Source organism: Arthrobacter sp. TJ-265 (genome assembly GCF_058269135.1).
Map to the genome: position 1 here is coordinate 336,878 of NZ_JBZCND010000002.1, position 15,687 is coordinate 352,564.

At 70.6% G+C, this 15,687-nt stretch carries 15 protein-coding genes; 9 read left to right on the plus strand and 6 right to left on the minus strand.

The window, feature by feature from the left end; all coding sequences use genetic code 11:
* Positions 1-57: 57 nt before the first annotated feature.
* Positions 58-636: a DUF2231 domain-containing protein gene (locus AC4D2E_RS10115; protein WP_490952514.1), complete on the plus strand. Its 579-nt coding sequence runs from the start codon at positions 58-60 to the stop codon at positions 634-636.
* A 51-nt stretch (positions 637-687) separates the two neighbouring features.
* Here AC4D2E_RS10115 and AC4D2E_RS10120 read toward each other — a convergent pair whose 3' ends face one another.
* Genes AC4D2E_RS10120 through AC4D2E_RS10135 form a run of 4 tightly spaced genes read right to left on the minus strand, consistent with a single transcriptional unit; the run spans position 688 to position 4,254 of the window.
* Positions 688-1,083, minus strand: a complete 396-nt coding sequence (locus AC4D2E_RS10120; RefSeq protein ID WP_104168525.1) for a universal stress protein — start codon at positions 1,081-1,083, stop codon at positions 688-690.
* Positions 1,080-2,711: a tripartite tricarboxylate transporter permease gene (locus AC4D2E_RS10125; RefSeq protein ID WP_104168526.1), complete on the minus strand. Its 1,632-nt coding sequence runs from the start codon at positions 2,709-2,711 to the stop codon at positions 1,080-1,082. The genes AC4D2E_RS10120 and AC4D2E_RS10125 overlap by 4 nt, the downstream gene beginning before the upstream one ends.
* A complete protein-coding gene (locus AC4D2E_RS10130; protein ID WP_104168527.1) occupies positions 2,704-3,243 on the minus strand; it encodes a tripartite tricarboxylate transporter TctB family protein in 540 nt (179 codons plus the stop codon). The genes AC4D2E_RS10125 and AC4D2E_RS10130 overlap by 8 nt, the downstream gene beginning before the upstream one ends.
* A 3-nt stretch (positions 3,244-3,246) precedes the next feature.
* Entirely contained in the window at positions 3,247-4,254 is a 1,008-nt protein-coding gene (locus tag AC4D2E_RS10135) for a Bug family tripartite tricarboxylate transporter substrate binding protein (protein WP_490952515.1), read from the minus strand.
* Between the two features lie 208 nt (positions 4,255-4,462).
* On the opposite strand from AC4D2E_RS10135, the gene AC4D2E_RS10140 reads away from it, so the two are divergent.
* The 4 genes from AC4D2E_RS10140 (at position 4,463) to AC4D2E_RS10155 (ending at position 9,772) form a co-directional block, all read left to right on the plus strand.
* Positions 4,463-6,058: an ATP-binding protein gene (locus AC4D2E_RS10140; protein ID WP_490910870.1), complete on the plus strand. Its 1,596-nt coding sequence runs from the start codon at positions 4,463-4,465 to the stop codon at positions 6,056-6,058.
* Positions 6,055-6,834 (plus strand): response regulator, encoded by a 780-nt coding sequence (locus tag AC4D2E_RS10145; protein ID WP_490910871.1) that lies wholly within the window; start codon positions 6,055-6,057, stop codon positions 6,832-6,834. The genes AC4D2E_RS10140 and AC4D2E_RS10145 overlap by 4 nt, the downstream gene beginning before the upstream one ends.
* A 27-nt stretch (positions 6,835-6,861) precedes the next feature.
* On the plus strand, positions 6,862-7,545 hold the full coding sequence (locus AC4D2E_RS10150) for an NADPH-dependent F420 reductase (protein WP_490952516.1): 684 nt from the start codon (positions 6,862-6,864) through the stop codon (positions 7,543-7,545).
* Positions 7,546-7,729: 184 nt separating this feature from the next.
* The gene (locus AC4D2E_RS10155) at positions 7,730-9,772 is read left to right on the plus strand and encodes a glycosyltransferase (protein ID WP_490952517.1); all 2,043 of its coding nucleotides are present in this window, start codon (positions 7,730-7,732) and stop codon (positions 9,770-9,772) included.
* On the opposite strand, the gene AC4D2E_RS10160 is transcribed toward AC4D2E_RS10155, so the two are convergent.
* Together AC4D2E_RS10160 and AC4D2E_RS10165 are read right to left on the minus strand one after the other, a co-directional pair.
* Entirely contained in the window at positions 9,769-10,302 is a 534-nt protein-coding gene (locus AC4D2E_RS10160; RefSeq protein ID WP_104168532.1) for a DnaJ family domain-containing protein, read from the minus strand. The two genes, AC4D2E_RS10155 and AC4D2E_RS10160, sit on opposite strands and share 4 nt — an antisense overlap.
* Positions 10,303-10,537: 235 nt before the next feature.
* The gene (locus tag AC4D2E_RS10165) at positions 10,538-12,172 is read right to left on the minus strand and encodes a glycoside hydrolase family 13 protein (RefSeq protein WP_490952711.1); all 1,635 of its coding nucleotides are present in this window, start codon (positions 12,170-12,172) and stop codon (positions 10,538-10,540) included.
* A gap of 203 nt (positions 12,173-12,375) precedes the next feature.
* On the opposite strand from AC4D2E_RS10165, the gene AC4D2E_RS10170 reads away from it, so the two are divergent.
* The 4 genes from AC4D2E_RS10170 (at position 12,376) to AC4D2E_RS10185 (ending at position 15,653) form a co-directional block, all read left to right on the plus strand.
* Positions 12,376-13,533, plus strand: coding sequence for an ROK family protein (locus AC4D2E_RS10170; RefSeq protein WP_490952518.1), 1,158 nt, complete (start codon positions 12,376-12,378; stop codon positions 13,531-13,533).
* Between the two features lie 54 nt (positions 13,534-13,587).
* Complete coding sequence (locus AC4D2E_RS10175) at positions 13,588-14,253, plus strand: SDR family NAD(P)-dependent oxidoreductase (protein ID WP_104168535.1); 666 nt, start codon at positions 13,588-13,590, stop codon at positions 14,251-14,253.
* A gap of 43 nt (positions 14,254-14,296) precedes the next feature.
* Positions 14,297-15,142, plus strand: a complete 846-nt coding sequence (locus tag AC4D2E_RS10180; protein WP_490910875.1) for an NAD(P)-dependent oxidoreductase — start codon at positions 14,297-14,299, stop codon at positions 15,140-15,142.
* Between the two features lie 61 nt (positions 15,143-15,203).
* Complete coding sequence (locus tag AC4D2E_RS10185; RefSeq protein WP_490910876.1) at positions 15,204-15,653, plus strand: hypothetical protein; 450 nt, start codon at positions 15,204-15,206, stop codon at positions 15,651-15,653.
* Positions 15,654-15,687 lie beyond the last annotated feature (34 nt).

Genomic DNA, 15,687 nt, shown 5'->3' on the forward strand with positions numbered 1-15,687 from the left:
GCCGGAGGGACCTCTGGCCCTGTGCCTCCCCGCCGAACGTGCCTATCGTCCTGCATCGTGAATGAATTGACGTATCCCCAGCGAGCAGCCCGGTCCGTGGGGGCGAGCCCCCTCTCGGAGAAGGTCGCGAGGGCGCAGGAGATCGTGTACGGCCCGTTGATCGACCGGGTACGGCGCAGCCCTTTCCACACCGACGTCCTCGGCCATTCGATCCATCCGCCACTCACCGACGTGACGCTCGGGTGCTGGCTCAGCGCGTCCGTCCTCGACCTGGGCGGCGGAGTGCAGTCCCGCAGCAGTGCCACGCTGCTGGTCGGAACCGGGGTGGTGGCCGCCGTGCCGACGGCGCTGTCCGGTGCCGCCGACTGGGCAGGCATGGAGGGAGCCGAGCGCCGGATCGCGGCGGTGCACGGACTCGGCGTCGACATCGCCATCTTCCTCTTCCTCGGGTCGCTGATAGCCCGCAGTCGCGGCCGCTTCGCCCTGGGCACACGGCTCGGCCTTGCCGGCAATGCCGTCATGGCGGGCTCCGGATTCCTCGGCGGTCATCTCGCGCTCAACCGTGGGACCGCCCGCCGCACAGGATCGCCGGACGGTAGCACGCCGGAGGGCGGAGGCCCGGCCGGAGCACCCTGACGGCGGGCCTCCCTCAAGGAGACCCGCCGTCGTCGTCATCGGATCAAGCCGTCAGGGCAGCTTGACCGCCAGGACGTTGCAGCGGGCCGACAGCAGGATGGTCTGCGCCGTCGAGCCCATGATCAGCTTGCCCACCGGCGTTCGGTGCCGCAGCCCGATCACGATCAGCTCGGCACCCAGTTCCTCCGCCGTGTCCACGACCTCCTCGGCCGCCGTGGCTTCGGAGATGCTGTGGCGGACCGAGAACGGCACGCCGGTGGCCCGGAGCAGGGCGTCGAGCTTCGAGACGTCGTCGGCGTCGGCGTAGGCCGGGTTCACGAGGCGGTCGGCGCGCGTGGTGTTGATGACCACGAGCTCGGCCTCCCTGCGCCGGGCCTCCTCGACGGCTTGGGAGACGGCGGCCTCCCCCAGTGCGTTGGGCACGTAGCCCACCACGATCGTGCTCATCGGCCGGTGTCCTCTCGGTTGGGCGGGTCTGCCGGCGTCGCGGTCGTCGCGACCGCGGCGTCGGACCCGGATACGGTTGCGGTTCCCCGCACGACGTCGGACGCGTCGGCATTGGCGGCCACCATCGCCTCGAACTGGCGCTGACGGCGCTTGAGGAGGAGGGACAGCGCGAAGATGATGATCAGGACCACGTAGATCGTCGCTGCGACCGGCGACTGCACGAGCGCCACGGGATCACCCTGCGAGATCGCGAGCGAGCGCCGCAGCTGACTCTCGAAGATGGGCCCGAGGATCAGCCCCACCACCATCGGCGCGATCGGATAGCCGTAGCGGCGCATGAAGAACCCGAGGATGCCCACGATGAGCAGGATGATCACGTCGATCGGCGTGAAGTTCACCGAGAACGCACCCAGCACCGCGAACACCAGGATGCCCGCGTACAGGTAGGGCCGTGGGATCTGGAGGATCTTGACCCAGATGCCCACGAGCGGCAGGTTCAGCACGAGCAGCATCAGGTTGCCGACGTAGAGGCTCGCGATGAGCGCCCACACGAGCGTGCTGTTGGACTCGAAGAGCTGCGGCCCCACGGGGATCTGGTAGCGCTGGAACGCCACGAGCATCATGGCGGCCGTCGCCGTCGTCGGGATGCCCAGCGTCAGCAGCGGCACGAGGACACCCGCGGCCGCCGCGTTGTTCGCCGCTTCCGGACCGGCCACGCCCTCGATGGCGCCCTTGCCGAACTGCTTCTTGTGCTCGCCCTTCGCGAGCTTGCGCTCGGAGGCGTAGGAGAGGAAGGTCGCCACGTCCGCGCCGCCTGCGGGGATGGTGCCCACGGGGAACCCGATCATGGTGCCGCGGAGCCATGGCTTCCAGGATCGGCGGAGGTCCTCCTTGCGGAGCCAGCTGGTCCAGCCCCCGGTGACCGGGATGACCTTGATGGGTCCGTGACGGAGTCGGGACGCCACGTAGAGGGCCTCGCCGACGGCGAACAGCGCGACGGCGACGAGGACGACGTCGATCCCGTCCGCCAGGAACGGGCTGCCGAACGTGTAGCGCTGCTGGGCGGTGAGCGCGTCGAACCCGACGAGCGCGATGAACAGGCCGAGTCCCAGGGACGCCAGGCCGCGCAGTACCGAGGATCCGAGGAGCGCGCCGACCGTCAGGAACGCCACGATCATGAGGGCCACGTACTCGACGGGGCCGATCTGCACGGCGAACGCGGCCACGTACGGTGCCACGAAGCTCAGCAGCACCGTGGCGATGGTGCCTGCCACGAACGAGCCGACGGCCGCCGTCGCCAGCGCGGCAGCACCCCTGCCGGCCTTGGCCATCTTGTTGCCCTCGAGCGCCGTGACGATCGAGGACGACTCCCCGGGGGTGTTCAGCAGGATCGAGGTCGTGGACCCGCCGTACATGCCGCCGTAGTAGATGCCGGCGAAGACGATGATCGCCGCCGTCGGCTCGAGGCTGTAGGTGATGGGCATGAGCAGCGCGACCGTCATGGCCGGGCCGATGCCCGGCAGGACGCCGACCGCGGTGCCGACGAGCACACCGCCGAGTGCGAAGAGCAGGTACATGGGCTGCATCGCCGTGGCGAAGCCCTCCATCAGCAGCAGGAAGTTATCCACCGAACACACCGAACCCTTCGAGGAAGCCCGGGGGCAGCGAGACGCCGAGGAGCCCGGCGAAGACGAACTGCAGCACCAGGGCCAGGACGACGGCGGTGACCAGGTTGCGCCACCACGGGCGGGCGCCGAGGGACCAGGCGGCGCCGAAGAACAGGATCGCGGCGGCGAGGGGCCACCCGAGCGGGACGATCAGGAAGGCGTGCAGCAGCACGAACCCTGCGAGCTTCCCGACGGTCAGCCAGTCGGTCTTCGCGTCGAGATCCACGTCCTCGCCCTCGTCCGCAGCACCCCGGTGGCCGCGGAGCACCTGGAACACCAGGCCCGCCCCGACCACGAGGAGCAGTCCGGAGACGGCGAACGGGAAGGCCCGAGGCCCGATGTCGCTGGCCGACGGCGGCGTCTGGATGCCGGCCCCCGCCACGAAGCCGAGGACGCCTATGCTCACGATGATGAGCGCGAAGATCAGCTCACCGACCGGCTTTCCGGGAGCGGCGGCGGTACCGCTCCCCGCGTTCTGGACCGAGGTACTCATGGTCTAGAGCAGCCCGATGTCGGTGAGGGTCGTCTTGACGCTCGCGATGTCCTCGTCGAGGAAGGTCTCGAACTCCTCACCGGCGAGGAAGGCATCGGCCCAGTTGTTCTCCTCGAGGGTGGCCTTCCAGGTGTCGGTGGCATGCAGGTCGGTGACGAGCTGCGTGAGGGCTTCCGCCTGGGCGTCGTCGATGCTGCCGGGGGCGACGACGCCGCGCCAGTTGGTCAGCACGAGCTCGATGCCCTCCTCCGTGAGGGTCGGGGTGTCGGGCAGCTGGGGTGCGGCGTCCTCGCCGGACACCGCGAGGGCGCGCAGCTTGCCCGAGTTCACCTGCTCGGCGTACTCGCCCACGCCCGAGATGCCGGCGTTCACCTTGTTGCCGAGCAGGGCGGCGAGTGACTCGCCGCCACCCGAGTACGGGATGTAGTTCAGGTTCTCGGGCGCGATGCCTGCTTCCTTCAGGACGGAACCGGCGAGGATGTGGTCCGCGCCGCCGGCCGAGCCGCCCGTGATGGAGACGCCCTGCCCCTTGGCCTCGATGTCGTCGAGCAGGTCCTGCACGGTCTGGTAGGGCGAATCGGCGGGCACCACGATCACGAGGGGCTCCTCGGTGAGGCGGGCGATCGGCGTCGTGTCCTCGATGCGGTTGGCGGCGTTGTTGGTCTCGACGGCGCCGACCATCACGTAGCCCATGACCATGAGGGTGTTCGGATCCGTCTCGGTGGCGAGCTTCGCGAGGCCGTTGGTGCCGCCGGCGCCGCCGACGTTGACGACGGACGCGTTGCCCACGAGATCGTTCTCCTTGAGGTCGGTCTCCATGGCCCGGCCCGTCTGGTCCCACCCTCCCCCGGGATCGGCGGGGACCACGATGTTGAGCTTTTCGATGGTTCCTTCCGCCCCCCCGGCGCTGGTGCTCTCCGTCATGGAGCCGCAGGCCGAGAGGGCGAGCGCGGAGGCGAGGGCGAGGGCGGTGAGGCTCGAACGGCGCGCCGTTGTGCGATCGATCGTCATGGTTGTTCTCTTCCTTGAGATGTACTGCGGGATGGACTGCCAGATGTGATGCGGGTCACCACTGCTGATCTCAGGCTAGGAAGCCGTCCGAGCGGCGGTAAAGCATGCGGTCGTAGTGCTCGTAGTGGTCTTTGTGGTCACAGCGGCTCGACGGAACGGACGATTGTGACGCGACGGCGCGTGTCACACTATGAGGATGATCAGGACGATGCCGCTTCGATCACAGTTGTTCCTGCTGCAGCTGGCCATCGTGCTCGTCATCGTCGCCGTCGCCGGGTCCACCGCCGTCGCCATGCAGCGGCTGCAGATCCGCGAGCAGTACCAGGACCGCATGATCGGCGTCGCCCAGTCCGTCGCGCAGCTGCCCTCCGTGATCGAGGCGTTCGGCGAAGCGGATCCCAGCGCGACCATCCAGCCGATCGCCGACCTCATCCGCCAGTCCACGGGGGTGACCTACGTCGTCGTCACCGATGCCGACGGCATCCGGTACTCCCACCCCAATCCGGAACTGATCGGCGAACGGGTCTCCACCGACCCCTCCGTCCCGCTCTCGGGTGAGATCTTCGTGGGCACGCAGACCGGCACGCTGGGCGAGTCCTGGCGCGTGAAGGTCCCCGTGTACGACGACGGCACCACCACCGGAGCCATCATCGGCACGGCGTCGGTGGGCGTCCTCGAATCCGAGCTCGACGCCGATCTCTACGAGGACCTCCCCCGCCTGCTCGCGTGGCTGATCGTCGCCGCACTGGTCGGCTCGGCCGGCGCCATCTGGATCTCGCGGCTCGTCTGGCGGCGCATCTACCGGCTCGAGCCCGAGCAGATCGCGTCCCTCCTCGAGACACGCGACGCCATGATCCACGGCATCAGCGAGGGCATGGTCGCCGTCGACGCCCACCACCGGATCGCGCTCCTCAACGACGAGGCGAAGCGACTGCTCGACCTCGACGACGACGCCACCGGCCGGACCGCCGCCGACGTCATGGAACCCGCCCTCGCCCGGCTCCTCACCGACCCCGCGGACACCGACGAGACGGTGCTCTCCGGCGAGCGCGTGCTGCTCGCCCGCACCTCGGACGCCCTCGTGGACGGCGTCCGCGTAGGGCGGGTCATGATCCTCCGTGACCGCACCGAGCTCTACCAGCTGCTCACCGACCTCGACGGCGAGCGCGACGCCACGCAGGCCCTCCGCGCGCAGGCACACGAGTTCGCGAACCGCATGCACACCATCTCCGGCCTGCTGGAGCTCGGCCGCACGGAACAGGCCGTGGACTTCATCCAGCGTTCCGGGCACGGCGGGTCACTGGTCTCCGGTTCAATCGCCCCGGGCATCCGGGACCCGGACGCCGCGAGCCTGCTCATGACCAAGAGCACCATCGCCGCGGAGAAGGGTGTCACGCTGTCCATCGACGAGACCTCCATGCTGGAGTCCGACGGCACCACCGACGTCGTCACCATCCTCGGCATCCTGATCGACAACGCGCTGGAGGCCGTGGCCGACGCCGCGTCGGGCCGGGTCTCCGTGCACCTCGAGACGAACGACGACGGCGTGCGCATCACGGTCTCCGACGACGGACCCGGCGTCCCGCCCGAGGACGTGACGGGCATCTTCTCGTCCGGGTACTCGACGAAGGACGGCGGCCGGACCGGCACGCGCGGCTTCGGCCTCGCACTCGTGGACAGGATCGCGCGTCGGCGCTCCGGGCACGTCGTCGTCGACGATGCCGAGCTCGGCGGCGCCGAGTTCACGGTCTGGCTCGCGCCGTCGCTCGCCGACGTGCCCCGACCCACCCTGCAGGTGCCATGAGCGCCGCCGCACCGATCCCCACCCTCGTGGTCGACGACGACCGCGAGGTCGCCGGCATCCACACCGGGTTCCTGCTGGCCCATGGCTCCTTCGACGTCGTCGGGGCCGCGCACACCGGCGCCCGCGCCCTCGACCTCGTGCAGGAGCTGCAGCCCCGGCTCGTGCTGCTGGACATACACCTCCCGGACATGTCGGGGATCGAGGTGCTCCGGGCGCTGCGGAACCGGCCGGGCGAGCCCCTCGACGTCATGGCGATCACGGCCGCCCGCGAACTCGACACCGTGCGGGCCGCGGTGGCCGGCGGGGTGCTGCACTACCTCGTGAAACCCTTCGGCGCCGCGGTCCTGAACCAGCGGCTGGACCACTACGTGGCGTATCGGCGGGAGCTCGACGCCCACGCCGGGGACAGCTCGCCGGCCCTGGACCAGCACCGGATCGACCAGCTCCTCGGCACGACGGCGGGCTCGGGCGGCAGGCCGTCGGGGCCGAGGGAGACGACCGGGACCACCGCGCTCGCGCCCCCGAAGGGACTCTCCGCGCCGACGCTCGACGCCGTCGTCCTGGATCTCGCCGGGCAGGGGCGCGGGACGTCGGCGTCCGAGGTCGCGGCCCGGCTCGGCATGGCCCGCGTGAGTGCCCGGCGCTATCTCGAATTCCTCGTCTCCCGCGGGCAGGCGCGGATCGTCCCGCAGTACGGTTCCGCGGGCCGGCCGGAGAAGTTCTACGTGTGGACGGACGGCGCTCCCCGCGGCCGGGGCGCGGCGGCCGAGGAATAACACCGACTCCGGGAGGTTGATCAGGGCATGACCGACAACGCGACAGACCAGGCAGGCGCCCCCCGCACCACGATCGGCTTCATCGGCAGTGGCAACATCGGCTCCCAGCTCGCCCGCCTCGCCGTCGCCGGCGGCTACCGGGTGATCCTGAGCAACTCCCGCGGCCCCGAGACGCTGCGGGACCTCGTCGAGGAGCTCGGTGACGCGGCGCGCGCCGGCACCGCCGAGGACGCGGCGACGGGCGGCGACGTCGTCGTCGTGACCGTCCCGCTCAGGAGCCTCGACGCCGTCCCCGCGGAGCCCCTCGCCGGCAAGCTGGTGATCGACACGTGCAACTACTATCCGCAGCGTGACGGCCGGATCGACGACCTCGAGGACGAGAGCACGACGACGAGCGAGCTCGTCCAGCGCCACCTGCCCGGATCCTCCGTGGTGAAGGTGTTCAACACCATTTACTACGCGCAGCTCACCACGGACGGCACACCGACCGGCACTCCCGACCGCCGTGCACTGCCCATCGCCGGGGACGACCCCGACGCCAAGCAGGCGGTGGAGGAACTCCTCGACGGGTTCGGCTTCGACGCCGTGGATGCGGGCCCCCTCGCGGAGGGCTGGCGCTTCCAGCGCGACACCCCCGCCTACGGCGCCGTGCTCGACGCCGCAGGCATGACGGAGGCACTGGGCCAGGCCAGGCGCTACGCCGACATGTGAGGGACCTACGCCCGGCCCGGCCGGTCCTCGGGTATTTTTGTCCCAGTGCTTCATGGTCCCCCGCGACCCGGTGAGCGTCTCAGTGCGGCCGGCCCGGCGCACATAAGTCACTGTCAGTGCGTCAGCGCACGGAAGCAGAAGTGGAACGTGCTGCCGCATGGGGACAGTGACAACCGATCGCTCCGTGGATCCTTCACGCCCGAAGGACTCCTTCGGGGGCCGCACCCTCCTGATCCGGGCCATCGTGCTCGTGACGGCGGTCCTCGGCGTGAACTACATCGCCTGGCGGTGGCTCTATTCGATCAACTGGGACGCCTGGTGGATCGCGATACCGCTGGTCCTGGCGGAGACGTACTCCCTCATCGACTCCCTGCTGTTCGGCTTCACCGTGTGGAGGCTCAGGAGACGCGAGCCTCCGGAGGCTCCCGAGGGCCTCACCGTGGACGTCTTCATCACCACGTACAACGAGCCGCTGGACCTCGTCCTGACGACGGCGCGGGCCGCGAAAGCCATCCGCTACCCCCACAAGACCTGGATCCTCGACGACGGCAACCGCGCCGACGTCAGGGCGGCCGCGGAGGCGGAGGGCATCGGGTGGATCACGCGCTCGGCGGACTGGAAGGACATGCCGCGCCACGCCAAGGCCGGCAACCTGAACAACGCGCTCATGTCCACGGACGGCGAGTTCCTCGTCATCCTCGACGCGGACCAGATCCCCGACCCCCTCATCCTGGACAGGACCCTCGGGTACTTCACCAACGAGAAGATGGCCCTGGTCCAGACCCCGCAGGTCTTCGTCAACGTCCCGGACTCGGACCCCCTGGGGAGCCAGGCGCCGCTCTTCTACGGGCCCATCCAGCAGGGCAAGGACGGCTGGAACGCCGCCTTCTTCTGCGGGTCGAACGCGATCATCCGGCGCGAGGCGCTCATGCAGCTCGGGGTCACGCGCTACGTCACGGAGATCGAGCTCGCCCTGCACAAGGCCCTCAAGACCTCGGACAAGGTCATCGCGAGAGCGAAGAAGAACCTCGGCGCGGACAACGAGCGGGTGGCCGAGGCGCTGGACCTCGTGGCGAAGGATCTCCGCCGGGTCCGCCGTCGCCTGCAGAAGGGCCACGGCATCTCCGAGGTGACCTACGAGTTCCAGCAGCGTGTCGTGGCGGTGACCCGCAAGCTGGTCGCCGCGGACATCGCCGCGTTCCACGACGACCTCGCCTCCCTGGGCGACCTCGGCATCGAGGGCCTGGCGGACGGCCTGCAGGGCGCGTCGGAGCGCACCCCCGCGCTCGCCGTCGTCGACGACACCGCCCTCGACCAGCTGGCCCAGCGTTCCTGGTCCCCGCTCGCGGCGATCGACGCCGTCCGCGTCCTCATCGAGTCGGTCAACGCCGAGCGCACCGGCGAGGCGCAGGCCGTCATGCCGATGGCCACCATCTCCGTCACCGAGGACATGGCCACGTGCATGCGCCTGCACTCCCTGGGCTGGGAGTCCGCGTACCATCACGAGAAGCTCGCCGACGGCCTGGCGCCCGAGGACCTCAACTCGATGCTGACCCAGCGCCTGCGCTGGGCGCAGGGGACCATCCAGGTGATGTTCCGCGAGAACCCGTTCGCGCAGAAGGGCCTGACGTTCGCCCAGAAGCTCATGTACGGGGCCACGATGTGGAGCTACCTCTCCGGGTTCGCCGCGATCATCTACATCGCGGCGCCCATCATCTACCTCCTCTTCGGCATCCTCCCGGTGGACTCCATCAGCACCGAGTTCTTCGTGCGGCTGATCCCGTTCCTGGTGGTCAACCAGCTCCTGTTCGCGGTCGTCGGCAAGGGTGTCAAGACGTGGCGCGGGCAGCAGTACTCGCTCGCCCTGTTCCCCGTCTGGATCCGGTCCATCACCTCGGCGTTCGGCAACGTCTACCTGGGCCGCGACCTGGACTTCGCCGTGACGCCGAAGACCCTTCAACAGGACACCACGCTGCGCTGGGACCTCGTGAAGCCGCAGCTCTGGGCGATGGGCCTGCTGGCCGGGGCGGCCGTCGTCGGCATCATCCGCATGGTCCTCGGGCAGGCGGACATCCTCGGGACGTCCGTCAACATCGTGTGGGTGATCTTCGACCTCGTCATCTTCAGCGTCATCATCGAGGCCGTCCGCTACCGCGGGTACGAGCACTACCAGTCGGACATCGCGAAGGCGAAGGCCCGGCAGGACGCGAAGGGGATCCCCGGCTAGCTCCTGCCCCGCCAGAGCCGGCGCCAGAAGGAGGTCCTCGGCGGGGGCGGCGGGGCCTCCGCGTCGGCGGCGCGGCGGGCCGCCGCCCGGCGGTCACGCCAGCGCTGCACCTCGGCGTCGACGTCGCGCAGCTTCGTGACGACGGGCGGGCCGCCGAGGAGCTGGCGCCGGGCGTCGACCACCCGGTAGTTGAAGTCCTCCAGGACCTCGCGGACCTGGCGCTCCGTGTACTGGCGGTCGAGCCGGGCGTCGAGTTCGGCGTCCTCGGTGCGCAGCAGGATGGCGCGCGGGCCCAGGCCCGTGATGTTCTCGCGCTGGATCAGGCCCTTGACCCACCAGTCCGGGTCGTGGGCCTCCCCCAGCCCGGGGATCGGCTTGCCCGCGAGGGCCAGGTTGTCGAAGTCGCCGCGCGCCACGGCGCGGTCCACGATGAGGCGCGCCCGCCGGGCCTCGTCCTCGCCCCGGCGCAGCGGCGCCATCTCCCCGTCCGCCTTCCCGCCGTCGTCGTTCTGGCGTTCCAGTTCGGCCATGGCGGCGCCCTCGTCGCCCTGGGCAGCACGGTACTGGGCTGCCTTGCGCAGCCTCTCCTCGTGTTCCTGTGACCTGCCGATGCCGCTGCCCTCCCGTATGCCGTCCCTCCAGTATTCCGAGGCGCCGGATCCTGCCGCAACCGATTTCCCTGCGGACGAACGGCCTGCCGCGGCGGGGTACGACGACGGCGGGCCACCCCCGGGAGGGCGACCCGCCGTCGGCGCGGAGGACGTGCTAGACGAGCCAGGCCGTCGCGTCGCCCGGCAGCCTGCCGTCCTCGAGCGGCGAGCTGCTCAGCAGCACCGTGCCCGCGGGCAGGTCCACCGGCGTCGACCCGAAGTTGGTCACGGAGTGCCAGCCGTTCGGGCGCGTGAAGTGGAGGACGTCCGCGGAGGGCTCGTCGACCCACTCGAAGTCCTCCTCGCCCTGCAGCTCGCGGCGCAGCGCGAGCGCACGGCGGTAGAAGCTGAGGTGGGAGGCGGGGTCCGCCTCCTGCACCTCGACGGCGTACTCGCCGAACCACGCCGGCTGCGGCAGGTGCGCACCCTCGAACCCGAAGCCGAAGGACGCGCCGTCCCGCGTCCACGGCAGCGGCACGCGGCAGCCGTCACGACCCACGTCGACGCCCTTGTTCCGGAAGAACGTGGGATCCTGCCGGTGCTCGTCCGGGATGTCGGCGACCTCGTGCAGGCCGAGCTCCTCGCCCTGGTACAGGTAGGCGGAGCCGGGCAGGGCGAGCATGAGCTGGGAGACGGCGCGGGCACGGCGCTCGCCGAGCGCCGTGTCCAGCGCGGGCTCCTGGCCTCCGCTCAACAGCCAGGCCGAGCCGTCCTGGCCGTCCTCGCTGCCGGCGCCGGCGGGCGGCAGGCCGTAGCGCGTGGCATGCCGGACGACGTCGTGGTTGGAGAAGACCCAGGTCGACGACGCCCCGGAGGAGGTCGCCTCGACGAGGTTCTTGGTGATGATGTCGCGGAACTGGCCGGGATTCCAGTCGGCCTTGAGGAGGTCGAAGTTGAACGCCTGGCCGAGCCCCTCGGGGCTCGCGTAGCGGGCGCGGCGGTCGGCGTGGACCCACGCCTCGGCGACGGCGGTGCGCGGCGGCGTGTACTCGTTGAACACCCGGCGCCATTCGGCGAAGACCTCGTGGACCTCGTCGCGGTCCCAGAAGGGGTGCTTGCCCTGGTTGTTCCCGCCCTCGGGACCGAGCTCGGCCTTGGAGGGCAGCGGCTCGGTCATGTCCTTGGTGAGGGCATGGGCCACGTCCACCCGGAAGCCGTCGACGCCGCGGTCGGACCAGAAGCGAAGGGTCGTCAGGAAGTCGTCGCGGACCTCCCGGTTGTCCCAGTTCAGGTCCGGCTGCTCCCGGGCGAAGATGTGCATGTACCACTGGCCGTCCTCGGTCCGCTCCCAGGCGGGACCGCCGAACACGGACTCCCAGTCCGACGGCGGCTCCGAGCCGTCGGGGCCCTTGCCGTCGTGGAAGATGTAGCGGGCGCGGGCGGCGGACCCCCTGGGTGACGCCAGTGCCTCCTGGAACCACGCGTGGCGGTTGGAGGTGTGGTTGGGGACGATGTCCGCGACGAGCTTGATGCCCGCCGCGTGCAGGGCGGCGACCATCTCGTCGAAGTCCTCGAGCGTGCCGAGCTTGGGGTCGACGTCGCGGTAGTCGTCGACGTCGTACCCGCCGTCGGCGAGCGCGGACGGGTAGAAGGGGCTCAGCCACACGGCGTCCACGCCGAGCGACTTCAGGTACGGGATGCGGGACGTGATGCCCCTGAGGTCACCGATGCCGTCGCCGTTGGAATCGGCGAAGCTCCGGGGATAGATCTGGTAGACGGCGGCCTGGCGCCACCAGTCCGGATCCTGCATGCGCTCCGTGAGCGCCGCGGCGGACGGTTCGGTGGCGGCGTCGACCGCGGAATCGACGTCGGGATTGACGGTGGAAGTCATAGGGTGTGCCTCTCTGGTCCTGAAGTGTGGGCACGGACGTGCCGGCACCGCGATGCGTCGGTCGGTACTCCACTCCCGATTAGTTTTGCGATAGAAAATAAGGGATGTCAAAGGAACGGCGGATGCGGGGAGGTGTTGTGGTGGACGCGGTCTCGTCTCTCGCCCCCTCCAGCCCCGCGCGGGCGCTGGCGCGCGAGGTCCTGATCCGCGGCCCCATCTCCCGCGGGGACCTCGCGACGCGCCTCGGTCTGTCGGTCGCCAGCCTCACCCGCCTGAGCAGGCCGCTGCTCGACGCCGGCGTGCTCCGCGAATCCGAGGAAGCCGGCGCAGCCTCCATCGGACGCCCCGTCCGCCCCCTCGAGGTCAGCCCGGACGCGCACCGGTTCGCAGGCGTCAAGCTCACCGGCGACACCGCCTCGGCGGTCGCCACGAACTTCAGGGCCGACGTCGTCGGGGCCGGCGAACGCACGCTGCCGGGCCATGCCGTGGAGGACGTGGTCGGCGCCATCGTGGACGCCGTCGCCGACCTCGGCGCGATCGACAGGTTCAGCGGCATCGGCATCAGCATCGGCGGCAGGGTCAACGCCGACTCCTCCGTGTTGCGTGCTCCGTTCCTCGGCTGGCGCGACGTCCCCCTCGCCGACCTCGTCCAGCAGCGGACCGGACTGCCCGTCGTCGTGGAGAACGACGTCGTCGCCCTCACCATCGCGGAGCAGTGGTTCGGCGCCGGACGCGGCGAGAAGGACTTCGCCGTCCTGACCGTCGGCGCCGGGGTGGGCTACGGGCTCGTGATCAACGACGTCGTCATCGCCCCACCGGACGCCGGACTGGGCCTCGTGGGGCACTTTCCGCTCGAACCCGACGGACCGCGCTGCACGGACGGCCACCGCGGCTGCTCGTCGGCCGTCCTCACCATCCCGGCCATCCGCTCCCGGTTCGCCGCCTCCACCGGTGACCAGCGCTCCTACGAGGAGGTCCTCGCCCTCGCGGCCCAGGGGCATCCCGTGGCGGGCGCCGTGGTGGAGTCCGCCGGCGCCGCCCTCGGCCTGCTGGTGTCCGCCGTCGCGAACCTCACGATGGTGGACCTCGTCATCCTCTCCGGCGAAGGCATGGCCCTCGCCGACGTCGCGGCGCCGTCGCTGCACGCCGCGATCGACGCCCACCGGGACCCGGAGGCGTCCCCCGTCCGGCTGAGCCGGCAGCCGACCGACTTCGCCCAGTGGGCGCGCGGGGCCGCCGCCGTCGCCATCCAGCGCACCATCCTCGGCACGCTGCGCTGACGCAGGACGCGCCCGGTCCGGAATTATTCAGCACGCTGATGAATTGCACCCGATATGACTACTATCGCGATCATCGGAGCAGGACGCGGCCTCGGAGCCGCAGTGGCACGCCGTTTCGGAGCGGAGGGCTTCTCGGTGGCCCTCATCTCCCGGAGCCAGGGCAAGCTCGACGCCCTCGCGGAGGACCTCGGCAAGGAGGGTATCCAGGCCCGTGGCTTCGCCGCGGACGTCCGGAACCCCGAATCGATCGCCGCGGCCCTCGAAGCGGCCACCGAGACGCTCGGGCCCATCGAGGTCCTGCAGTACAGCCCCCTCCCGCAGAAGGACTTCATGCGGCCCGTCCTCGAGACCACCCCGGCGGACCTCAGGGGTCCGGTGGAGTTCTCCATCTACGGCCCCGTGGCCGCCGTGCACCAGGTCCTGCCCGGGATGCGCTTCCTCGGCGGGAACCGGGGCACCATCCTCTTCATCAACGGCGGCTCGGCCGTGAAGCCCGGCCGCTCCGTGACCGGCACGTCCGTGGCCTTCGCCGGCCAGGCCGCCTACGCGCAGCTGCTGCACGAGGTGCTCGGCGAGGAAGGCATCCACGTCTCGCAGCTGATCATCGGCGGCCGGATCATCGAGGGCGACCCGGAGAAGGACCCGAACGTCCTCGCGGACGTCATCTGGGGTCTCCACGCCCGGCGGGACACCTTCCGCCACCAGATCAGCGCCGACTGACCATCGACCGCCCGACGACACCGACAGCCACCGGAGGACCATCATGAAGATCGCACTGCTCGGCGTAGGACGCATGGGCCACGAACTCGGCGTGCACCTGCTGCGGGCCGGCCACGAGGTCACGGCCTGGAACCGCACGGCGAGCGCCGTCGACCGCCTGCACGACGCCGGCGCCGCCCGCGCCGGGTCGGCCCAGGAGGCGGCGCAGGACGCCGACGTCGTCATGACGGTGCTCTTCGGACCGGACACGGTCCGCGAGGTGGTGCTCTCCGGGCTCGAGATCCCGGCCGAAGCCGTCTGGCTGGACGTCACCACCGTCTCCCCGGAGGACGCCCGCGAGTTCGCCGACTACGCCGCCGCGGCCGGTGTCCGCTACGTCCACGGGCCCGTGATCGGCAGCCTCGCCCCGGCGCGGGCGGGCACGCTCGGGGTCCTGCTCGGCGGCGCGGCCGGGGATGTCGACGTCGTCGAGCCCCTCGCCGCGCTGTGGGGTGATGCCGAGCGCCTGCGCCGCGTGGCGACGCCGTCGGACGCCGCGACCGGCAAGCTGCTCGCGAACCTCGCCCTGGGCGTCACGCTCCAGGGACTCGTGGAAGCCCTGCGCCTCGGCAGGACCAACGGGCTCGACGCCGCCGCGGTCCTCGACCTGCTGCAGGGCACGGGTCTGGGTGTCATCGCCGGGATGAAGGGGCCCGTCATCACCGGGGGCACGTTCGGCGACACCCAGTTCTCCGCCGATCTCCTCGCCAAGGACGCCCGGCTCATGCTGCGCTCCAGCACCGATCCCCTGCCCGCGGTGACGGCACTCCTGCAGTCCCTCACCGACGCCCAGCGCGCCGGGGCGGGCGACGACGACATCGCGGTGATCGCGAAGCCCGAGCTGGGCTGACCGCAGCATCCGGCCGGAAAGTGCTGTCTGGAGAGCCGCCGATCTGGGTACCGTGATCGGTATGGCTACCCCTGACACTTCCGGTCCCGATTCCAACCACCAGCGCCCCGACGGCGTCTCCGACCTCACCGTCGAGGCTCTCGGCAAGCTCTCCGAAGCCCTCGAGGTCGTGGAACACGCCCGCGGCTACCTCTACGGCTTCCACCGGCTCACCGGCAAGGCGGACCTCAACCTGTCCGAGGCCGAGGAGCTGTTCCGCAAGGCCGGGCACACGGGGCTCGCGGACACGCTCGCCTCGGAGATCATCGGCCGCAACGTGATCGAGGGCCGGTGGACCTTCCAGATCATGGAGGACTACGACGACAGCTACTACTCCGCGTTCAAGTCCTTCGAGAAGGAGGCGCGTGACGCCCTCGTCGGGGGCAAGCGCCACCTCTTCGAAGCGGAGATGAAGGAGGAGCGCCGCACCAAGGGCGAGGAGCACCACGAGGCGCTGCCGCCCGAGGCCTGAGCACCGACCCGGTGGTGCGCAAGTGGCAGCCGCG